This is a genomic window from Atrimonas thermophila (assembly GCF_045864955.1).
Lineage (GTDB): Bacteria > Atribacterota > Atribacteria > Atribacterales > Thermatribacteraceae > Thermatribacter > Thermatribacter velox.
The window spans coordinates 117,694-131,768 of the sequence record NZ_AP028803.1 but is presented as its reverse complement, the minus strand read 5'-3'; the positions used below and the strand labels follow the sequence as shown (position 1 = coordinate 131,768).

General features: G+C 42.3%; 17 protein-coding genes and 1 pseudogene. 2 read left to right on the top strand and 16 right to left on the bottom strand.

Translation table 11 applies throughout. The features are described from left to right. Positions 1-92: 92 nt before the first annotated feature. Together ACKTT1_RS00735 and ACKTT1_RS00730 are read right to left on the bottom strand one after the other, a co-directional pair. Positions 93-1,367 carry an O-antigen ligase family protein gene (locus ACKTT1_RS00735; protein ID WP_412709805.1) on the bottom strand — a complete coding sequence of 425 codons (1,275 nt, stop codon included), beginning with the start codon at positions 1,365-1,367 and terminating at the stop codon, positions 93-95. A 171-nt stretch (positions 1,368-1,538) separates the two neighbouring features. Continuing rightward, positions 1,539-1,832 (bottom strand): hypothetical protein, encoded by a 294-nt coding sequence (locus ACKTT1_RS00730; RefSeq protein ID WP_412709804.1) that lies wholly within the window; start codon positions 1,830-1,832, stop codon positions 1,539-1,541. Positions 1,833-2,209: 377 nt separating this feature from the next. On the opposite strand from ACKTT1_RS00730, the pseudogene ACKTT1_RS00725 reads away from it, so the two are divergent. Further along, a pseudogene (locus ACKTT1_RS00725) lies at positions 2,210-3,338 on the top strand (IS256 family transposase). 559 nt (positions 3,339-3,897) lie between these two features. After that, the gene (locus ACKTT1_RS00720; protein ID WP_412709803.1) at positions 3,898-4,872 is read left to right on the top strand and encodes a glycosyltransferase; all 975 of its coding nucleotides are present in this window, start codon (positions 3,898-3,900) and stop codon (positions 4,870-4,872) included. A gap of 67 nt (positions 4,873-4,939) precedes the next feature. Here the strand turns inward: ACKTT1_RS00720 and ACKTT1_RS00715 are convergent, their stop codons facing one another. From ACKTT1_RS00715 to ACKTT1_RS00650, 14 genes are all read right to left on the bottom strand, one after another. After that, entirely contained in the window at positions 4,940-5,134 is a 195-nt protein-coding gene (locus ACKTT1_RS00715; protein ID WP_412709802.1) for a hypothetical protein, read from the bottom strand. A gap of 126 nt (positions 5,135-5,260) precedes the next feature. Then, positions 5,261-5,653: a hypothetical protein gene (locus ACKTT1_RS00710; protein WP_412709801.1), complete on the bottom strand. Its 393-nt coding sequence runs from the start codon at positions 5,651-5,653 to the stop codon at positions 5,261-5,263. 22 nt (positions 5,654-5,675) lie between these two features. Then, entirely contained in the window at positions 5,676-6,782 is a 1,107-nt protein-coding gene (locus ACKTT1_RS00705) for a glycosyltransferase family 4 protein (RefSeq protein ID WP_412709800.1), read from the bottom strand. A gap of 3 nt (positions 6,783-6,785) precedes the next feature. Then, on the bottom strand, positions 6,786-7,697 hold the full coding sequence (locus tag ACKTT1_RS00700; RefSeq protein ID WP_412709799.1) for a methyltransferase domain-containing protein: 912 nt from the start codon (positions 7,695-7,697) through the stop codon (positions 6,786-6,788). Positions 7,698-7,700: 3 nt separating this feature from the next. After that, positions 7,701-9,308, bottom strand: a complete 1,608-nt coding sequence (locus ACKTT1_RS00695) for a flippase (RefSeq protein WP_412709798.1) — start codon at positions 9,306-9,308, stop codon at positions 7,701-7,703. Between the two features lie 68 nt (positions 9,309-9,376). Continuing rightward, positions 9,377-9,559, bottom strand: a complete 183-nt coding sequence (locus tag ACKTT1_RS00690) for a hypothetical protein (RefSeq protein WP_412709797.1) — start codon at positions 9,557-9,559, stop codon at positions 9,377-9,379. 71 nt (positions 9,560-9,630) lie between these two features. Then, entirely contained in the window at positions 9,631-9,795 is a 165-nt protein-coding gene (locus tag ACKTT1_RS00685) for a hypothetical protein (protein WP_412710591.1), read from the bottom strand. A gap of 58 nt (positions 9,796-9,853) precedes the next feature. Next, positions 9,854-10,399, bottom strand: a complete 546-nt coding sequence (locus tag ACKTT1_RS00680; protein WP_412709796.1) for a winged helix-turn-helix domain-containing protein — start codon at positions 10,397-10,399, stop codon at positions 9,854-9,856. A 664-nt stretch (positions 10,400-11,063) separates the two neighbouring features. Next, positions 11,064-11,288, bottom strand: a complete 225-nt coding sequence (locus tag ACKTT1_RS00675) for a DUF433 domain-containing protein (protein WP_412709795.1) — start codon at positions 11,286-11,288, stop codon at positions 11,064-11,066. A gap of 337 nt (positions 11,289-11,625) precedes the next feature. Then, positions 11,626-11,868 carry a type II toxin-antitoxin system HicA family toxin gene (locus ACKTT1_RS00670; RefSeq protein WP_412709794.1) on the bottom strand — a complete coding sequence of 81 codons (243 nt, stop codon included), beginning with the start codon at positions 11,866-11,868 and terminating at the stop codon, positions 11,626-11,628. A 4-nt stretch (positions 11,869-11,872) separates the two neighbouring features. Next, positions 11,873-12,139 (bottom strand): type II toxin-antitoxin system HicB family antitoxin, encoded by a 267-nt coding sequence (locus ACKTT1_RS00665; protein WP_412709793.1) that lies wholly within the window; start codon positions 12,137-12,139, stop codon positions 11,873-11,875. Positions 12,140-12,225: 86 nt separating this feature from the next. Beyond that, on the bottom strand, positions 12,226-12,510 hold the full coding sequence (locus ACKTT1_RS00660) for a HEPN domain-containing protein (protein WP_412709792.1): 285 nt from the start codon (positions 12,508-12,510) through the stop codon (positions 12,226-12,228). Then, positions 12,455-12,715 carry a hypothetical protein gene (locus ACKTT1_RS00655; protein ID WP_412709791.1) on the bottom strand — a complete coding sequence of 87 codons (261 nt, stop codon included), beginning with the start codon at positions 12,713-12,715 and terminating at the stop codon, positions 12,455-12,457. Before ACKTT1_RS00655 ends, ACKTT1_RS00660 begins: the two co-directional genes overlap by 56 nt. A 589-nt stretch (positions 12,716-13,304) precedes the next feature. Further along, positions 13,305-14,075, bottom strand: a complete 771-nt coding sequence (locus ACKTT1_RS00650) for a hypothetical protein (protein ID WP_412709790.1) — start codon at positions 14,073-14,075, stop codon at positions 13,305-13,307.

Genomic DNA, 14,075 nt, shown 5'->3' with positions numbered 1-14,075 from the left:
CAAGGCTATCTTGCATAAAGTTTAGAAAGTTCATCGCTAACTCAGCTTTGCCATAGTTTATGACAACAAACGATGCTCTCCGAAACATCGTTTCACTCCGTCACACACTTATCTTTTGGAAGCTCAGCAACTGCATGAGAAATTAAGTTTAAAGCTACGCCAATTAAAACACCAAAATAAAAAGCCCATTTAAAATTCATTAGCGCAGGAACAGTAAGGGAGGTTATTAAAAGATTGATAGCTGCTGTACTTATTCCGATCAACTGATACACGAGGTTTGCTGTAACATTAGAGGAACATAGCAACGTTTTCATCACTTGCCGCAACAATGATCCCCAAAAGAACAAGAACAAAGATAAGCCAATTACTCCCATAGTCCAAAAAAGATAGGCATAGTAATTATGCGAGTAATCATTTGCGATCCAACCTACTCCACCCCAACTCCACGGATTGGGAGAATAGAAAGTAAATTTCGCTCCTAAACCATTACCCCCCAGGAGGCTGATAGGATTTTGGATAGCGCTGTTCCATAGGCCTCGAAGCTCCATAACGCGATCTACAAATGATAAATCGCTGAAAGCTCGGGGAATAGAAGCTACTCGTGAAACAACAAATTCACAAACGTTAGACGAGGCAACCCAAAAGAGAAAAGCTAACCCCAAAAAAACGGGAACAACAATCCAAATTAAAAACACAGAAATTTTAATACGACGTAGCTTTACCAAAATGTGAACCATGAACAATAAGGATATAGTAGTACTGATCCAATAAGTTCGGGTGAAGGTAAATATCAATCCCATAAAGAACAGCAGCGACGTACACATAACTAAAAACCATATTAAGCGGTTAGGTCGCAAATAGCCGAATAAGAAGGGAACAACCAAACAGAGCCCAAAAGCACTATAGTATCCGCCTCCATATTCCCGCAAATCCTGAAGATTAGTGATCATTGCAAAATCTACAGAGCTAAGCTGGAAAAGCGAACTAAGGACACACATCACCCCGATAAGAACTAATGTTACAAAGGCTGTGCATAGTTGTTTCTGTGAGCGAAAAGCAGCCATGCTCGCTAACGCCGCAAAAGGCAAGGTGGCCACTGGAAAAAACCTCCGAAACCACCACAATAGATCAACACCGTTAGCCAAGCCTACCACAACGTTGATCCCGGCACAACCCAAGAAACCCAAAAGATAAAATAGTGGTTTCGGAATGCCCTTATGAAAAATTAGAACCTGACCCAATCCTAAAAAGAAAATAACTCCGAAAACACAAGCAGTTAGAATTTCAAGGGGGGTCACTTCTGGGCTACTCTCTTGAAGCGTTGCCAAAATTAACGAAATAAAAATAAGAACACGCATTACCTTCATTGCTATTTACCCCATTAAAAAACAAACTCGCTGAAACAGCAACCGTTCCAGCTGAGCGCTGGGGTTCACATTATATGGAACAACCAACCCAACCCCTCGCCCATATTGTAACATAGCTCTTTCTCATTATACATTTTTTCTATCCACTTTCTCGGATAAAACCGCACGGCTTCAGCTTAACCTCATCATAGTAATTCCAGAATTCTTCATCTCGCTAAAAAGCGCGGAATCCACAGCAGTAAGAGTGTCTTCAAAGGCCCGAAAAACATACTCATTAACTATATCACGCCTCTCTTTTAAAACCCGGTGAAAAAGCCGTGGCTTTATATCGGTGAGAACTGATCTTTGAAGAGCTTCAAAAAGTAAACCATTGGTAAGGCCAATCCAGTCGATCTCTTGTCCTCTCTCCTTTTCTTTCATTTTGGCAAGGAGAAAGGCAATGCACGTCTTTGTGAGCCTGCTCATCAAGCTCGGTTATACTGAAAGGCTTTGGATGATCGTTCCACCGTTCGATGTAGGCAAGACGAAAAAGGCTATCAATAACGTCTTCCATCCAGGCCAAAAGCTACAACTCCCTGAATTGCTGTATTGTAACTTTTGCAAACCAAGATAAACAATGTTAGAGTATATAACGCTATGTAGCTCCTGAAAAAGCGGCTTACGAGCATTCCAATGTTAGGCCAAAAGAAACTAAAATTTACACTCTTGAAAAAGATATCAACAAGTCAGGCGATGTGCAAGGGAGTTAAGTCCATATAATTGTGTAAATTGAAAGAGCCATTTTCAAAAACCTCGGTTAGAGTGAAGTTAGGAACAAACACTCAAAACCGAAGGGATTTGAGATGGCTCAATATCAGATTACCGTAAATTCAGAACTTTTGCATCACCTTTTTCAAAAAATACCAAAGATTCGGGGATGGCACAGCTCTTGGAATCAATCTTAAACCAAATCCTCCAAGCTCAAGCGACTGAGCAAGTAAATGCTGGCTATTACGAACTAACTGATACCCGGAAAGGATATCGGAATGGGACCTATCCTCATACTCTTTTTACCCGAGTAGGGAGTCTCGCTTTAAAGGTCCCGCGTCTTCGTAATGGTGACTTTTCCACTGACATTTTTTGCTCGCTTCCAGCGAAGTGAACAAGCCTTCATCCTCGCCCTGATGGAAATGGTGGTCAACGGAGTTTCAACCCGCAAAGTAGAACACATTACGTATGAGCTGTGTGGAGAAGCTTTCTCAAAATCCACGGTCTCTGAACTTTGTTAAGGTCTTGACCCAACCATCAATGCCTGGAATAACCGTTCTCTCTTGGAAACTGAATATCCATTCCTGATTGTTGATGCCTTGGTCATCAAAATTCGTGAAGACCAGCGGGTGCGATCCCGCAGTGTGCTTCTCGCTCTCGGGGTAAACCGTCAAGGATACCGGGAAGTTCTGGGACTCCAGGTTGGCGACGGTGAGTCTGAAGCAAGTTGGAGTGATTTTTTCATCTAGTTGAAAGAGAGAGGATTAAATGGAGTGGATTTCGTCACCTCAGATGACCACCAAGGCTTGAAAAAAGCTATTGAAACGTATCTTCAAGGGGCCACCTGGCAGCAGTTTCAGACCCACTTCATGAAGAATATCTTGGATGCCATACCGCAGGCCCTTCAGGATGAGATCCATTCACGAGTACGAGGGATCTCGACCTCACCCGATCTCTCAACAGCCCGTTTCCTTCTCAAGCAAACTTCGCACCACCAATTCTATCGAACGGGTGAATGAGGAAATCCGCCGACGGGAGCAGGTGATTCGGATCTTTACCAATCGGGAATCCAGTCTTCGTCTCATTGGAGCTTTTCTTATGGAATATGATGAGAAATGGTCGGGGAGGAGATACCTTGAAATGAGTGATTACTATCAACGGAAAACTAGTGGTGGTCAACTGAATACTGCTCAAGAAAACATTGCCATCCTTTCTTCTCTTTAAAGAAGAAGTTTTTTATCGGAAAGTGTTTGCATGGTTATAAAGTGAATAGATACTCATCCTCGCCATTGTCAGATGGAGACGGTGGGGGATTATGGTTTGGTCATAATCCCCCACCAGCACCCGGATTCACCTGAGGAACGAAACACGGGAAATCTAAACTTTGATGAACTCATCATGGTTGGGAGGTGAATTGTCAAGGTACGTATTCCTGGTTTGAAATGGATCAAACCAGAAACGTCTTTCAATACGCTTTAATGGTACCAAGGTTATTTTTATTTAACCGAGGTTGAATTTACACACAAAAAAGGACTTGATCTTGCAAGGGGCTAAGGTACTACATATGAATAACCGAAAACCTTTCCAAAAACGACACTTGAAACTTTTAAGTGTGTGAAAACTACAAGCTTAGCAAAGGAAAGCTCCCACAAAATGAATGATATAAGAGTAAGTTGACTTCAGAGTTTTTTGGCCAAAAATAAACCCTTTTGTAAAGAGACCGCAAAAAGAAGCAGGAAAACAAACTCTATCTAATGTGTTAAAATAGGCAAGGTGTTACCCAATGAACAAAGTTTTCTCAGTAGTTGTACTCACTTACAATCAGGAAAAACTTATAGAAGAATGTTTAGAAAGCATATACAACCAGGATTATCCTTGTATAGAACTTATTATTAGTGATGATGCCTCACAAGATTGTACTGTTGAAACAGTCGAAAGATGGCTACAAAGAAAGAGTAATAGATTCGTAAACACCATATTCATTAAATCCCCCAAAAATACGGGTATTTCGGCAAATCACACCAGGGGAGTCAGGCAAGCCAAAGGGGAGTTTTTAAAATATATTGGCGGTGATGACATTCTTCTACCTGGGGCCATTGAAAGAATGGCTAAATTCCTGGAGGGAAATAAAAACGTCTTAATAGCCACTTCACTCATCCAACCCTTTATATTCAACCCTCAAGATGGAAGAACATTGCTCCTGCCGCTAATGCCTGAAAAATGGGCTGTTAAAGTGTTTCAAAAACCCTGGCAGAGGCAATTTGGCTATATGTCGCGCCATTGCTTTCTTCCCGCACCTGGTTTCTTTTTCAGAAAGAAAATTCTGGAAGAAATTGGCTACTTTGACGAAGAGTTTAGGCGTTTTGAAGACTGGCATACCTGGCTGAAATGCCTCTTGAAAGGGTACAAAATTTACTTTCTGCCTGAAGTAACGGTGAAGTGGCGGTTGCACCCAAATTCGGTCAGCACCTCTGCGCTCTATAAAAGTGATAGGCGCTTCCAGGAAGAAAATTTGCTCGTCTATCAGAAATACGTCCTTCCCAACCTCCATTTACTCACAATCTTTGAAAAGATTCATGTTAAAGCAAGAATTAAATTCATCGAAACACTTATCGCAAACAACGGACATATAAGCGTCCTTAACAAAGCCCGGATGGCTTATCTTCTCGACCCACTAAAGTGGATTGAGCTTCCAGGATGGCTGTGGAAAAAAATCTTTGATAAACGTGGCAAAGAAGTTAAGAAACTTTTTTCGTAAAGAAAATGTACTTGTGACTTCAAATACCAAGTTGAAATTTGTTCTGCCTCTCCTCAAAAAAACATGCTTATATCCTTCTGTCAGTTCTGTCAAGCAGAAAATCGTAAAAACCCCTTAAAATATTTTTCAGCTTGCCGAGTTTATCGTTTTCAACAAGCAAAATTTTACAAACATCTATGAAAAGAGAACGAAGAATACCCAGAGAGAAACGAAAGTCGAAAAATAAGCATGCACGAAGCACAAAAAGGCTATTTCTGGTCATATAATGCCTTTTCTTAGCATTGTGATTTGTTGCATAAAAGGTTCTTTCAAAAACGCAATGCTGTGTAATGCTTCCCAATCTATGCCACAATACGGAAGCGTTATACTGTAAAAACCCTTGCAAAAACTATCCCTCAAGCCTCCCATAAAGATAGTTTACCACGTCTTTTAATTCCTCTTCCTGGTTAAGTTCTTTGTAAAGGTTTCTCGTGGCTTCTTTAAGGTCACTGCTTGTTATTCCATGCATTTGCGAATACACGGCCTCTGCAAAAGCAACAAGTCTATCGCATTTTTTCAAAAGCGTCCCATTTACAGGCACTATATCGTCACCCTTACTGGACTTGTAACAGTATGAATCTATATCCTCAACAGGTTTTGAAATTCCTCTTTCAAAAACACGGTTCGAGAACTCGTTAACTTCAATTTTCTCTGCTTTCTCGATATAAACCTTTAAGGTGAGCTTTGAGCACCATATACTTAGTGCCATTAGTAGGTAATTTAGTAATTTAGTAATTAGCAATCCTTATTCTACCAACTTCCCTTCATCGCCTTCTATCCACACATCGGAAAGACGACAATATAAACTTTTCAAGCAAGTTTGTGCTACGCTCCCAAGTGAATCGTTTTATCCGTTCGTGTCCTGCTTGTGCAAGTCGAATTCGGAGGGTGTCATCCTTTAAAACGCGAAGCAAATTTTCAGCCAGTGCCTCTGGATTTCTTGGCGGAGATAACAAAGCAGTTTCCTCGTGTTCTGCATACTCACGAATACCACCACTATCAGTTGCAACAACTGCGCATCCACAGGCCATGGCTTCAGCAGGAGGAAAAGCAAAACCTTCGGCCACACTTGAAGAAAGAAAAATGCTAGCAGAGTTATAGAGTCGAACCAGCGTTTCACTATCAACGGTACCCTTATCTTCTATCCAGGAAGGCAATCGCTTAGGTATCGCACCGGGGCCAAAGATAACCGCTTGAAAATCTTTAAATTCTCTTTTGCAAATTTCTAGAGCCCTTAATCCATCCTCCGGAGCTTTATAACTTGCATTCGAATACATCATTGCAACTCTTTTAGGCCGAGAAATAATATCATTTAAAAGCCGAAATTTTTGGTGATTAATTCCATTGGGAATAACTATTATGTCCTTCCTTTGTCCCACTATGGATACTACCTTTTTATAAAGCCAATGAGATATGACTATCATCTTGAACGCTTCTTTCCACGTAGCTTCCAATCTCTCCTTTGGGCCAAAAAAATCTTCAAAATCTTGAACTAAATAAAACTTCTCTCCCTTTTCGGGAGGATATTTGGCAACTAACTCAGCCGTCTGCCATGCGGTCGCAAAAACTGCATCAGAATCAGGAACGTACCGCTCAGTTGGTTCTGGAACATAAAGCATTTTTACTCGCTCGTCTATTGGCTGCCAGTTAACTTTAGGTCTGAAGAATAGGTTCCTTATCTGGCCAGCCTTTTTACGCAACCAACGATAAAAATTGGGCGGAGGTGGAGGACTCCAATTGGGAAGACATCGTGCATGAACTACCGCTACATTATGTCCCCTTGCCACAAGGTGATTAGCATACTCATAAGCAACTCTAAAACCCCCCACAGGTTTCCAAGGATATCCCGGGAGGACAAAAGTAATCCTCATACTTTATCTACCTCTTTGCGGAATGAATATTAAGTTCAGATAAGGATAAAGCGCTTGCTCAGGATAGCCCAAGTTTACCATTAATTTCACAGGAAGTGGTATCCCTACAAAGATACGTTTGGCTCCAACTCTCACCCACTTACCTATGCGAGTAATAGGTGGAGCCTTATCTAAAGGCGGATATATAACTTCATCCGGCGGAAAGTTTAAAATGAAACCATACCGCCGAAATAGAGAAACAATGCGAAAGAAGCTCCTATAATAAACATCCCAAGAGGTATCTCGAGAAATAAAGTATCTATGTTTTCTCCCCCGTAGCTTTATGTAATTAACCGCTAACCACCTCGGCATCCAAGGGACAAATCTCAAGCCGGTGTGATCGTCTGTAGGTTTTAATCTGTTGGGAACTAATATATACACAACCCCACTACAAATACGCTTAAGTTCCGGAAGCAACCAACTTAAAGTAGAATCATCAAGATGTTCTAATACCGAAAACATAGTTACAACATCAAAACTCGCATCTCCAAATGGTAATTCTTTCGGAAGATTATTTAAAATAAACATTTCTTTATCTAGTCCGTTTTCTTCAGCCAAAACTTTCGCCAACTCCAAATGTTCTTCATGGATATCTATACCAAAAGCCTCATAACCAAGACAGCGCATTCTAACAGTTAACTCACCGGTTCCACACCCAAAATCTAAAATTCGCTTGCTTTTAAAGTTATATCTTTGTGTAATAAATTCGAGCACCTGCTTAAGCCATTTTCCGTAGCCTACATCAACCAGATCAGTCTTCTCCTTAAAGTCGCGCACAACCGCATTATAGATGTAAGTTCCTTCAAATGGTTTCATATATTCCAAAGCAATTTCAAGAAACCTCTCTGCCTTTAACGGCTGGATTTTGTAGGCCATTTTTTATGTCCTCCTGAGCAAGAAACTCTTTAAGACGTTTCGGATAGTTGCTTTATCTTTGTCGTCCATGACGGTTTTAACAAACATAAATAGGTAAGCAAACACGAAAGCACCTATTACAATGATATCAACCATCGTTGGTTTTAGTAGAATCCTTCTAAATGATAAAGCAACTAAAGTAAACGAAATCGCCATGACGAGAGCCTTCTCGACTCTTTCACCAAGCATTTCTTTTATAGAGAAACCGAATAAGCGCTTCGCCATCCAAGAAAGGCACAATAAATCGATCAGCGTAACTAACAATTTGGCTAATGCTACACCTAAAAGACCTAATTCAGGGATCAACCACCAACAAAGCCCTACAAAGATTGGTAACATAAGCAAGTCCAATTTTGCTTTTAAATCGGGCCTTCCCGCGCCTTGTATTGCTGCAAAGGGAAGATAGGCAAAAGCATGAAAGAAGAAAACAATAGTTAACACTTGAAAAACCGTTGTGCTTTTTTGGGAAAATTCACTACCAAGCCACAATTTAAGGATTTCATCAGCAAAGACAACACCTACAATTAAAATCGGAACCATTACGAAGAGAAGATACGTAAAGGGCCTAGCAAATAACTCTCTTGCCGCCTTATAATTAACAGACACAACGTGACTGAATGTAGGAAATAATACCATAAACATACTTGTAGGAATAATCACTACTCGCGAAATAATATCATAGGGAACAGCATAGAAAGTAAGAATACCCACAGATAGAAATGAAGCTATAAGAAAACGTTCTAAGTAGGTAAAAATTGGCCCTATGATGCTCGAAATTGTAACCCATCCTCCAAAGGAAAAGAGACTTGGAAAAAGCGCAAAAGAGTTTGCATACTTCTTTAAATGAGGTATTACACGGAGATCCATTGCAAAGAATGCCATCAGTGCTCCCATTCTTGCTGCCAGGATTAAAGCCACAATGCCGGGGAGCCTAAAGCCTAAGAATAACCCAACTAAAGGGAGCAGGAAAGTCAAACCGCTAATAGGGATTTTCACGGCATTAACCAGATCAAACCGTTGTGCTGCTTCAAGAACTCCTCTAAAGGAGGTAGAAACTAAAACCACAGGAACAGAAAGGGAAAGCAAGTAAAAGGTAACCTTGGCTTCGTTAACAAGCGCCGGAGGAATTTTTAAGATGCGTCCGACAAGAAAAGGAGTGACACCAACCAAAACAGTAGCCCCAAGAATACCTAGTATTGCCTGGATTGTAACCGAGGTCCACACAAGATGAGGTACCTGATCTGTTTCGCCTTTGCCCAGAGCTTCTGCTACAAACTTGGTCGTTGCCCGTCCGAGTCCTAAGTCAAAAATGGTAAAATATCCCAAAACAACCCAAGCCAGGGATAAAAGCCCAAAGCGCTCTGTTCCCAAACCACGAACGACAAAGGGAATTGTAATTACGCCTACAAGCAGAGGCGCTACCTGGCCAACAAGGTTAAACAAAGTATTTCGCACCAGAAGATTTCCGGAGATCTGCAAACGAGTATTTTTTTTCACAATCTCCATTTCTCGGGTGTCTTTGTCCATGTTATTTCCGCTCATAGAGCTTCTAACGATATTCCAAGCATCCAACCAAGTTCCCCACCCACTCCCGACCCCACAAGGTGTTGGCAAAACCAGTGCCTTTACCTCAGGATTATCTAAAACTTCCTCAAAAGAACATGCCTATCGAAGGGGAAAAATACTGCTTTTCGAAGTTCCTGGCGAATTTCTCCTCTGATACCACAAAAAGAATACAAAATTCCCACTTTCCAGGGGTTCCTGCAGATATTTCTGCCCCAGCCAATCACTCCCAATAGAACAATCAATTTTCTCTCTGACATATCCTCCCTTCTTTTCAAGTTTTTTGCTTTTCCGACCTAATCCGAATAAGATTCCTCATATCTACGATGCATCAAGAACCTTTAGAAGAAACTCCGTATACTGAATTAATATCAAAACCAAACACCCGAAAACCAGCCTGACAGAACTCAATCAACAGGAGTAAACCCACATACCCCAGGCCAATTATTCCTATTACTGCTTCTTTATTCTGAATCTTCTCTAAAAGACCGCTCAACTAATATGCTCCCATTCCTTAAGTTGACATCCCCCAGCTAAAGAAACAGGAATTACAATCAGCTCTCTCCCCGCCACAAAGTTATTGCTCGGTCAAGTTTTAAGGTTTCCTGAAAGCGCTCGAGCTCCTCTTCCCTGAGCACTAAGTAACGGACTTTGCGGTTAATGAACGACTCAGCTTTGTCGACCAGTTTCTGGAGGTAGCCTTCGTCGACCTCGCCCACGACTACAAGGTCAATAACCCCTGAGTCCTTGCCTTGCGCATAATCACCAGTAATGTAGGCAGAGTGGATATGGCCGAGTTTGGCAAGGATTTCTTCGATGAGGCGGTCGATGCCGGTGAACTTGCGGACCATGCTCTGAATTTCGGGAAAGAGAGGATGGTTTTGGTTGGCCTGGTAAAGTTTGGTTTTTCCGTTTCTTTTTGATGACAATATCCCCGCTTTTTCCAGGCGGTTGAGCTCCACCCGCACTGCGTTGGTGGATTCTCCAAACTCTTCAGCAAGCTCCCGCAGATACGACGTACTCTCCGGGTTCAAAAAGAAGCGCAATAGTAGCTTCACCCTGGTGCGGGAGGTTATCAGAGAATCAAGTGTCACCTGCATACCTCACAAAAAGATTTTCATTTTTGAGTAATAATACTACTCAATAAAAGGTGAGTCAAGAGGGAAAAGATTAAGGTAAATTCATCTGATTTGCCAGAGTCTCAAAGCAGGTTTTCAGGAATGAGAAGGAAGTATAAGAACGTCCCTCATGCCAGCCATTTGTTTCCAGGGAACTTCAGGAAACCCCTTCCCTATATCCTGTGGCACCTTTTCCGAGGCTTCACTGATAGGCTCAAGGTTTTTGAGCTTTTCAGGAGGTATTCACACCCAACCAGGATGTCTTTAAGATAATCGAGAACCTCTCGGCCTTTACTCATAGCATGACGACCTCGTGAAGAATTCTATCACCTATCCTGGGCTTAAACGCGCTTTCCATTACCGGGTCAACTCTAATCCCAAAGCTTCGGAAAAACGAGATGCTGAAACGAGAGATCCTGAAATAAAGGGATGCTGAAAAAATGAGATCCTGAAACTATGGGATCCTGAAATAAATTCAGGATGACGAATCCAAAGGATTCGCCAGTTCAGGATGACAAAAGCGGAGCTTTTGTCAGTTCAGGATGACGGATTTTTGAGATCCTGGAACAGACCCCTGAAACAAGCTCAAGGTTACAACAACTGCGTTTTTGCCAGTGAAAAATCAACATTTTCATCTACAAGAAGGTCAGGAAACAATGAGCTCCTCTCCGGCAAGGACTTCGGCAGAATAGGCTAAAGCAGCAAGGATATCCTCTCGACTCAAGGAGGGGTATGCTTCAAGGAGTTCATCAAAAGTTGCTCCCTCTGCAAGCTTGCGAAGAATGGTTTCTACAGTAATACGTGTTCCTCGAATAACTGGTTTCCCGAGAAGAATTTCGGGATCGGTTGTAATCCTCTCTTTAAGATCCATATCCTTTCACTCCTAAAAGAATCCGGGAAAGGAGAACGAGAGCTTCGCGCTTCATGGCTCCAAAGCCTATAAAGGATTTACTCCTCGGTTTTTCGCTTTTATCTATACCTTATTGTTGAGGAAAAGATGTACTGCTTCCAATATGAACCCAGGAGTCCTCGGAGTGAGCGGAAAAGATACGACCAAGCTCCTCCAAAGAATGGGAAGTTTCCATGTCTTGCATTCGAGAATAGCGGATATTATCGTGTACTAAAAATGGAACCACACTGAAGCAAGAAGACGTCTTTTTGTGCGTGAGAATGTGCCAAAAACTGGGCTTATGATAGTTAGGCTTTTGTTACCCAACCAGCTTGAGAAGCTCGAAGTACCTCTCTCTGGAAATTCCGGCTGTTCGAAGGTTTGTCAAGATGTGAGTCACAGGTACTTTGTGTGGACTGGTCTTTATCACCAGAGGCCTTTTTACTCCCGGTTTCGTCATAATCAGATGATCACCTTTTTGGCGCGCCACACGGAATCCTTCAAACTCAAAAACTTTTACCAGGGTCCTGTAATCAACAGGCGTTATTTTGCTGCAACCCACCTGATCACCCTGCAGTCATCAGCTCAGCAACCACGGGCTGTCGTGGAAGCCAGGTATCACCGCGGAGAACGAAGCCTGCTTCTTCCATAACCTCTTCCAAAGTTCCCATTCGCTCACATTCTTCTAAGAATGCTTCTACCGCTTCCCGAAGGGACTCTCGGGCCTCTTCCAGTGTCTCCCCATAGCTCGAAACATTGAGTTCTGGAACAACGCCAACATACAGATCACCTTCTCGAAAAAATTCCGCACGGTATACTACCTTATGTTTCACTGTTTTTATCCCTCCCGGATTTCCTTAAAAGTAGAACTTTCTCTTCACGACTCAACCCTTTCCCTCCAGTAACCATTTTACCCCTTTCACGCCGCGAAAGTTAAGAAGAGAAACAAATCATTTTCCCTCCACTGTTCAAAAGAAGGTTCCAAAGGAACACAAAAGGCTAACAGAGCAACCAGATTATGCGTTTTCTCAAAAGGAATATCGCGATATGTTAAATAGGCTTTAACAGCTTTTTCAACTGCCTGTTGACAGTGATAAACTGCTGTATCTAAATAGCCGCCTTTTAGGAGAAGTCGAGCCGAATCTAAATCACGTTGACTCTTTATGAGCCACTGCTTGACTTCTTTTATTTTGGCCCTTTTCATAAAGGATTTTTTCTCGATGGATTGCTTGATAGCCCAGCGAAGCAGGCACCTGAACCATCTCTTCTAATTCTTTTCCAGTCACTACCACTATTTCAACAGGAGCGGTAAGCCCCCACAAACAACCATAAGTTTTGCGTGCTCGACGATAGTGGGGCTCGTTAGATTCCGAAACTACAACCAAAAGGTCTATATCGCTTGTTTCCACAGGATTTCTGTAAGCATGAGAACCAAAAAGAATTATTTTTTTCTGGATGAAGGCCCTCCACCAGCCTTTTTACAATTTCCTCGAGCAGCTCGGAAGACAAGCGTTTCATAAGTTTCTCCTTTTAAAGTGGGCTATAGGAAAGTCTTTCGTGATTTAAAAAGCAACCGTAATTCATTATAGCAGAACCCTGGCTTGAGTTTAACCTCTATGTTCTCGATAAGGGCTTCTCAAAAAACAGTAGAAATGACAAACACTTCATGTTCGTCGATTTAACGTGATTTCCTTTAGTGAGACCCTGAAACAAGGAGATCCCGAAACCATGAGATCCTGAAACAAGTTCAGGATGACAAAAGCTCCGCTTTTGTCAGTTCGGCATGACCGAAATCTTTGATTTCGGTCAGTTGAGGGTGGCACCGACAAAACCGGTGTCGGTTCAGGGCGGTGTCGAAAAAACCGACACCGGTTCAGCACGGCCTTAACTGCGTTAAGGTCGATTCGGGGTGGCAAAGAAAAAGCCGACACCGATTCAGGATAGTGATTATAAAAACAGTAGCCGGTCGAGGTCAACAAAAAAGCGGTATGTCAGAAGCTACCACTCAAAGCTTTGCACTACAATGATGCCCCGCTCTTTAGCCTGCCTCAGGAAACCTTTGGTTGCAAAGTGGGTGACCAGGAAAGGAACTACTTCTACTTCTCCATATTCTTCCTTTACAGCTTTCACTTTCTCTTCTAACTCTTTCCAAACATCTTTTCTCTTTTTCCCATCATCAAGTCTCAGTTTGGCTTCTCCTACTAAGTAGACTTCTCTACCCTCTTTCTCAGCTCGGGCTAAGAAGTTCACTTCCTGATTGCCTATATCAGTTCGAATTATCTTCTCCTTGACCCGGATGCCATATTTCTCTTCTAACAATTTGGGGAGCATGCGGTAGGCTTCGTTTTCAAAGGCATAACTGAAGCTCCGGGATAAACCTCCCAGGTCTTCCCGAGTGCGCTTCAAACCCACAGCCAGAGTGCGTACTTCTTCGGTTCTCTTTTGAGCTTCAGTAAGTTCTTCAACTTTTTGTTCGGTTCTTTTCTGAGCTTCGGCAAGCTCCTCAACTCTTTGTTCAGTTCTCTTTTGAGCTTCAGCGAGTTCTTCCATTTTCACAGTAAGACCATCTAACCTTGCCTCAGTTCTTTTCTGGGCTTCGGCAAGATCTCTTTGCGCCTGAGCTAACTCAGCAACAATACCCTTCAACTCAGAGAAGTCTTCTCTGGTCACATGGGCTTCTCTCATTCGCTCATCCACTATTTTCACTATCTCCCGCCTTACAGCCGGGGTTATTTTAAATCGCTCTCTTCCGCTCTGCATGGCTTCCAT

What these genes read in the sequence shown, in the direction of transcription:
- ACKTT1_RS00735 (WP_412709805.1), bottom strand. Translation starts at nt 1,367, where the DNA reads ATGAAGGTAATGCGTGTTCTTATTTTTATTTCGTTAATTTTGGCAACG.
- ACKTT1_RS00730 (WP_412709804.1), bottom strand. Translation starts at nt 1,832, where the DNA reads ATGAGCAGGCTCACAAAGACGTGCATTGCCTTTCTCCTTGCCAAAATG.
- ACKTT1_RS00720 (WP_412709803.1), top strand. Translation starts at nt 3,898, where the DNA reads ATGAACAAAGTTTTCTCAGTAGTTGTACTCACTTACAATCAGGAAAAA.
- ACKTT1_RS00715 (WP_412709802.1), bottom strand. Translation starts at nt 5,134, where the DNA reads ATGACCAGAAATAGCCTTTTTGTGCTTCGTGCATGCTTATTTTTCGAC.
- ACKTT1_RS00705 (WP_412709800.1), bottom strand. Translation starts at nt 6,782, where the DNA reads ATGAGGATTACTTTTGTCCTCCCGGGATATCCTTGGAAACCTGTGGGG.
- ACKTT1_RS00700 (WP_412709799.1), bottom strand. Translation starts at nt 7,697, where the DNA reads ATGGCCTACAAAATCCAGCCGTTAAAGGCAGAGAGGTTTCTTGAAATT.
- ACKTT1_RS00690 (WP_412709797.1), bottom strand. Translation starts at nt 9,559, where the DNA reads ATGTCAGAGAGAAAATTGATTGTTCTATTGGGAGTGATTGGCTGGGGC.
- ACKTT1_RS00680 (WP_412709796.1), bottom strand. Translation starts at nt 10,399, where the DNA reads ATGCAGGTGACACTTGATTCTCTGATAACCTCCCGCACCAGGGTGAAG.
- ACKTT1_RS00675 (WP_412709795.1), bottom strand. Translation starts at nt 11,288, where the DNA reads ATGGATCTTAAAGAGAGGATTACAACCGATCCCGAAATTCTTCTCGGG.
- ACKTT1_RS00660 (WP_412709792.1), bottom strand. Translation starts at nt 12,510, where the DNA reads ATGAAAAGGGCCAAAATAAAAGAAGTCAAGCAGTGGCTCATAAAGAGT.
- ACKTT1_RS00650 (WP_412709790.1), bottom strand. Translation starts at nt 14,075, where the DNA reads ATGGAAGCCATGCAGAGCGGAAGAGAGCGATTTAAAATAACCCCGGCT.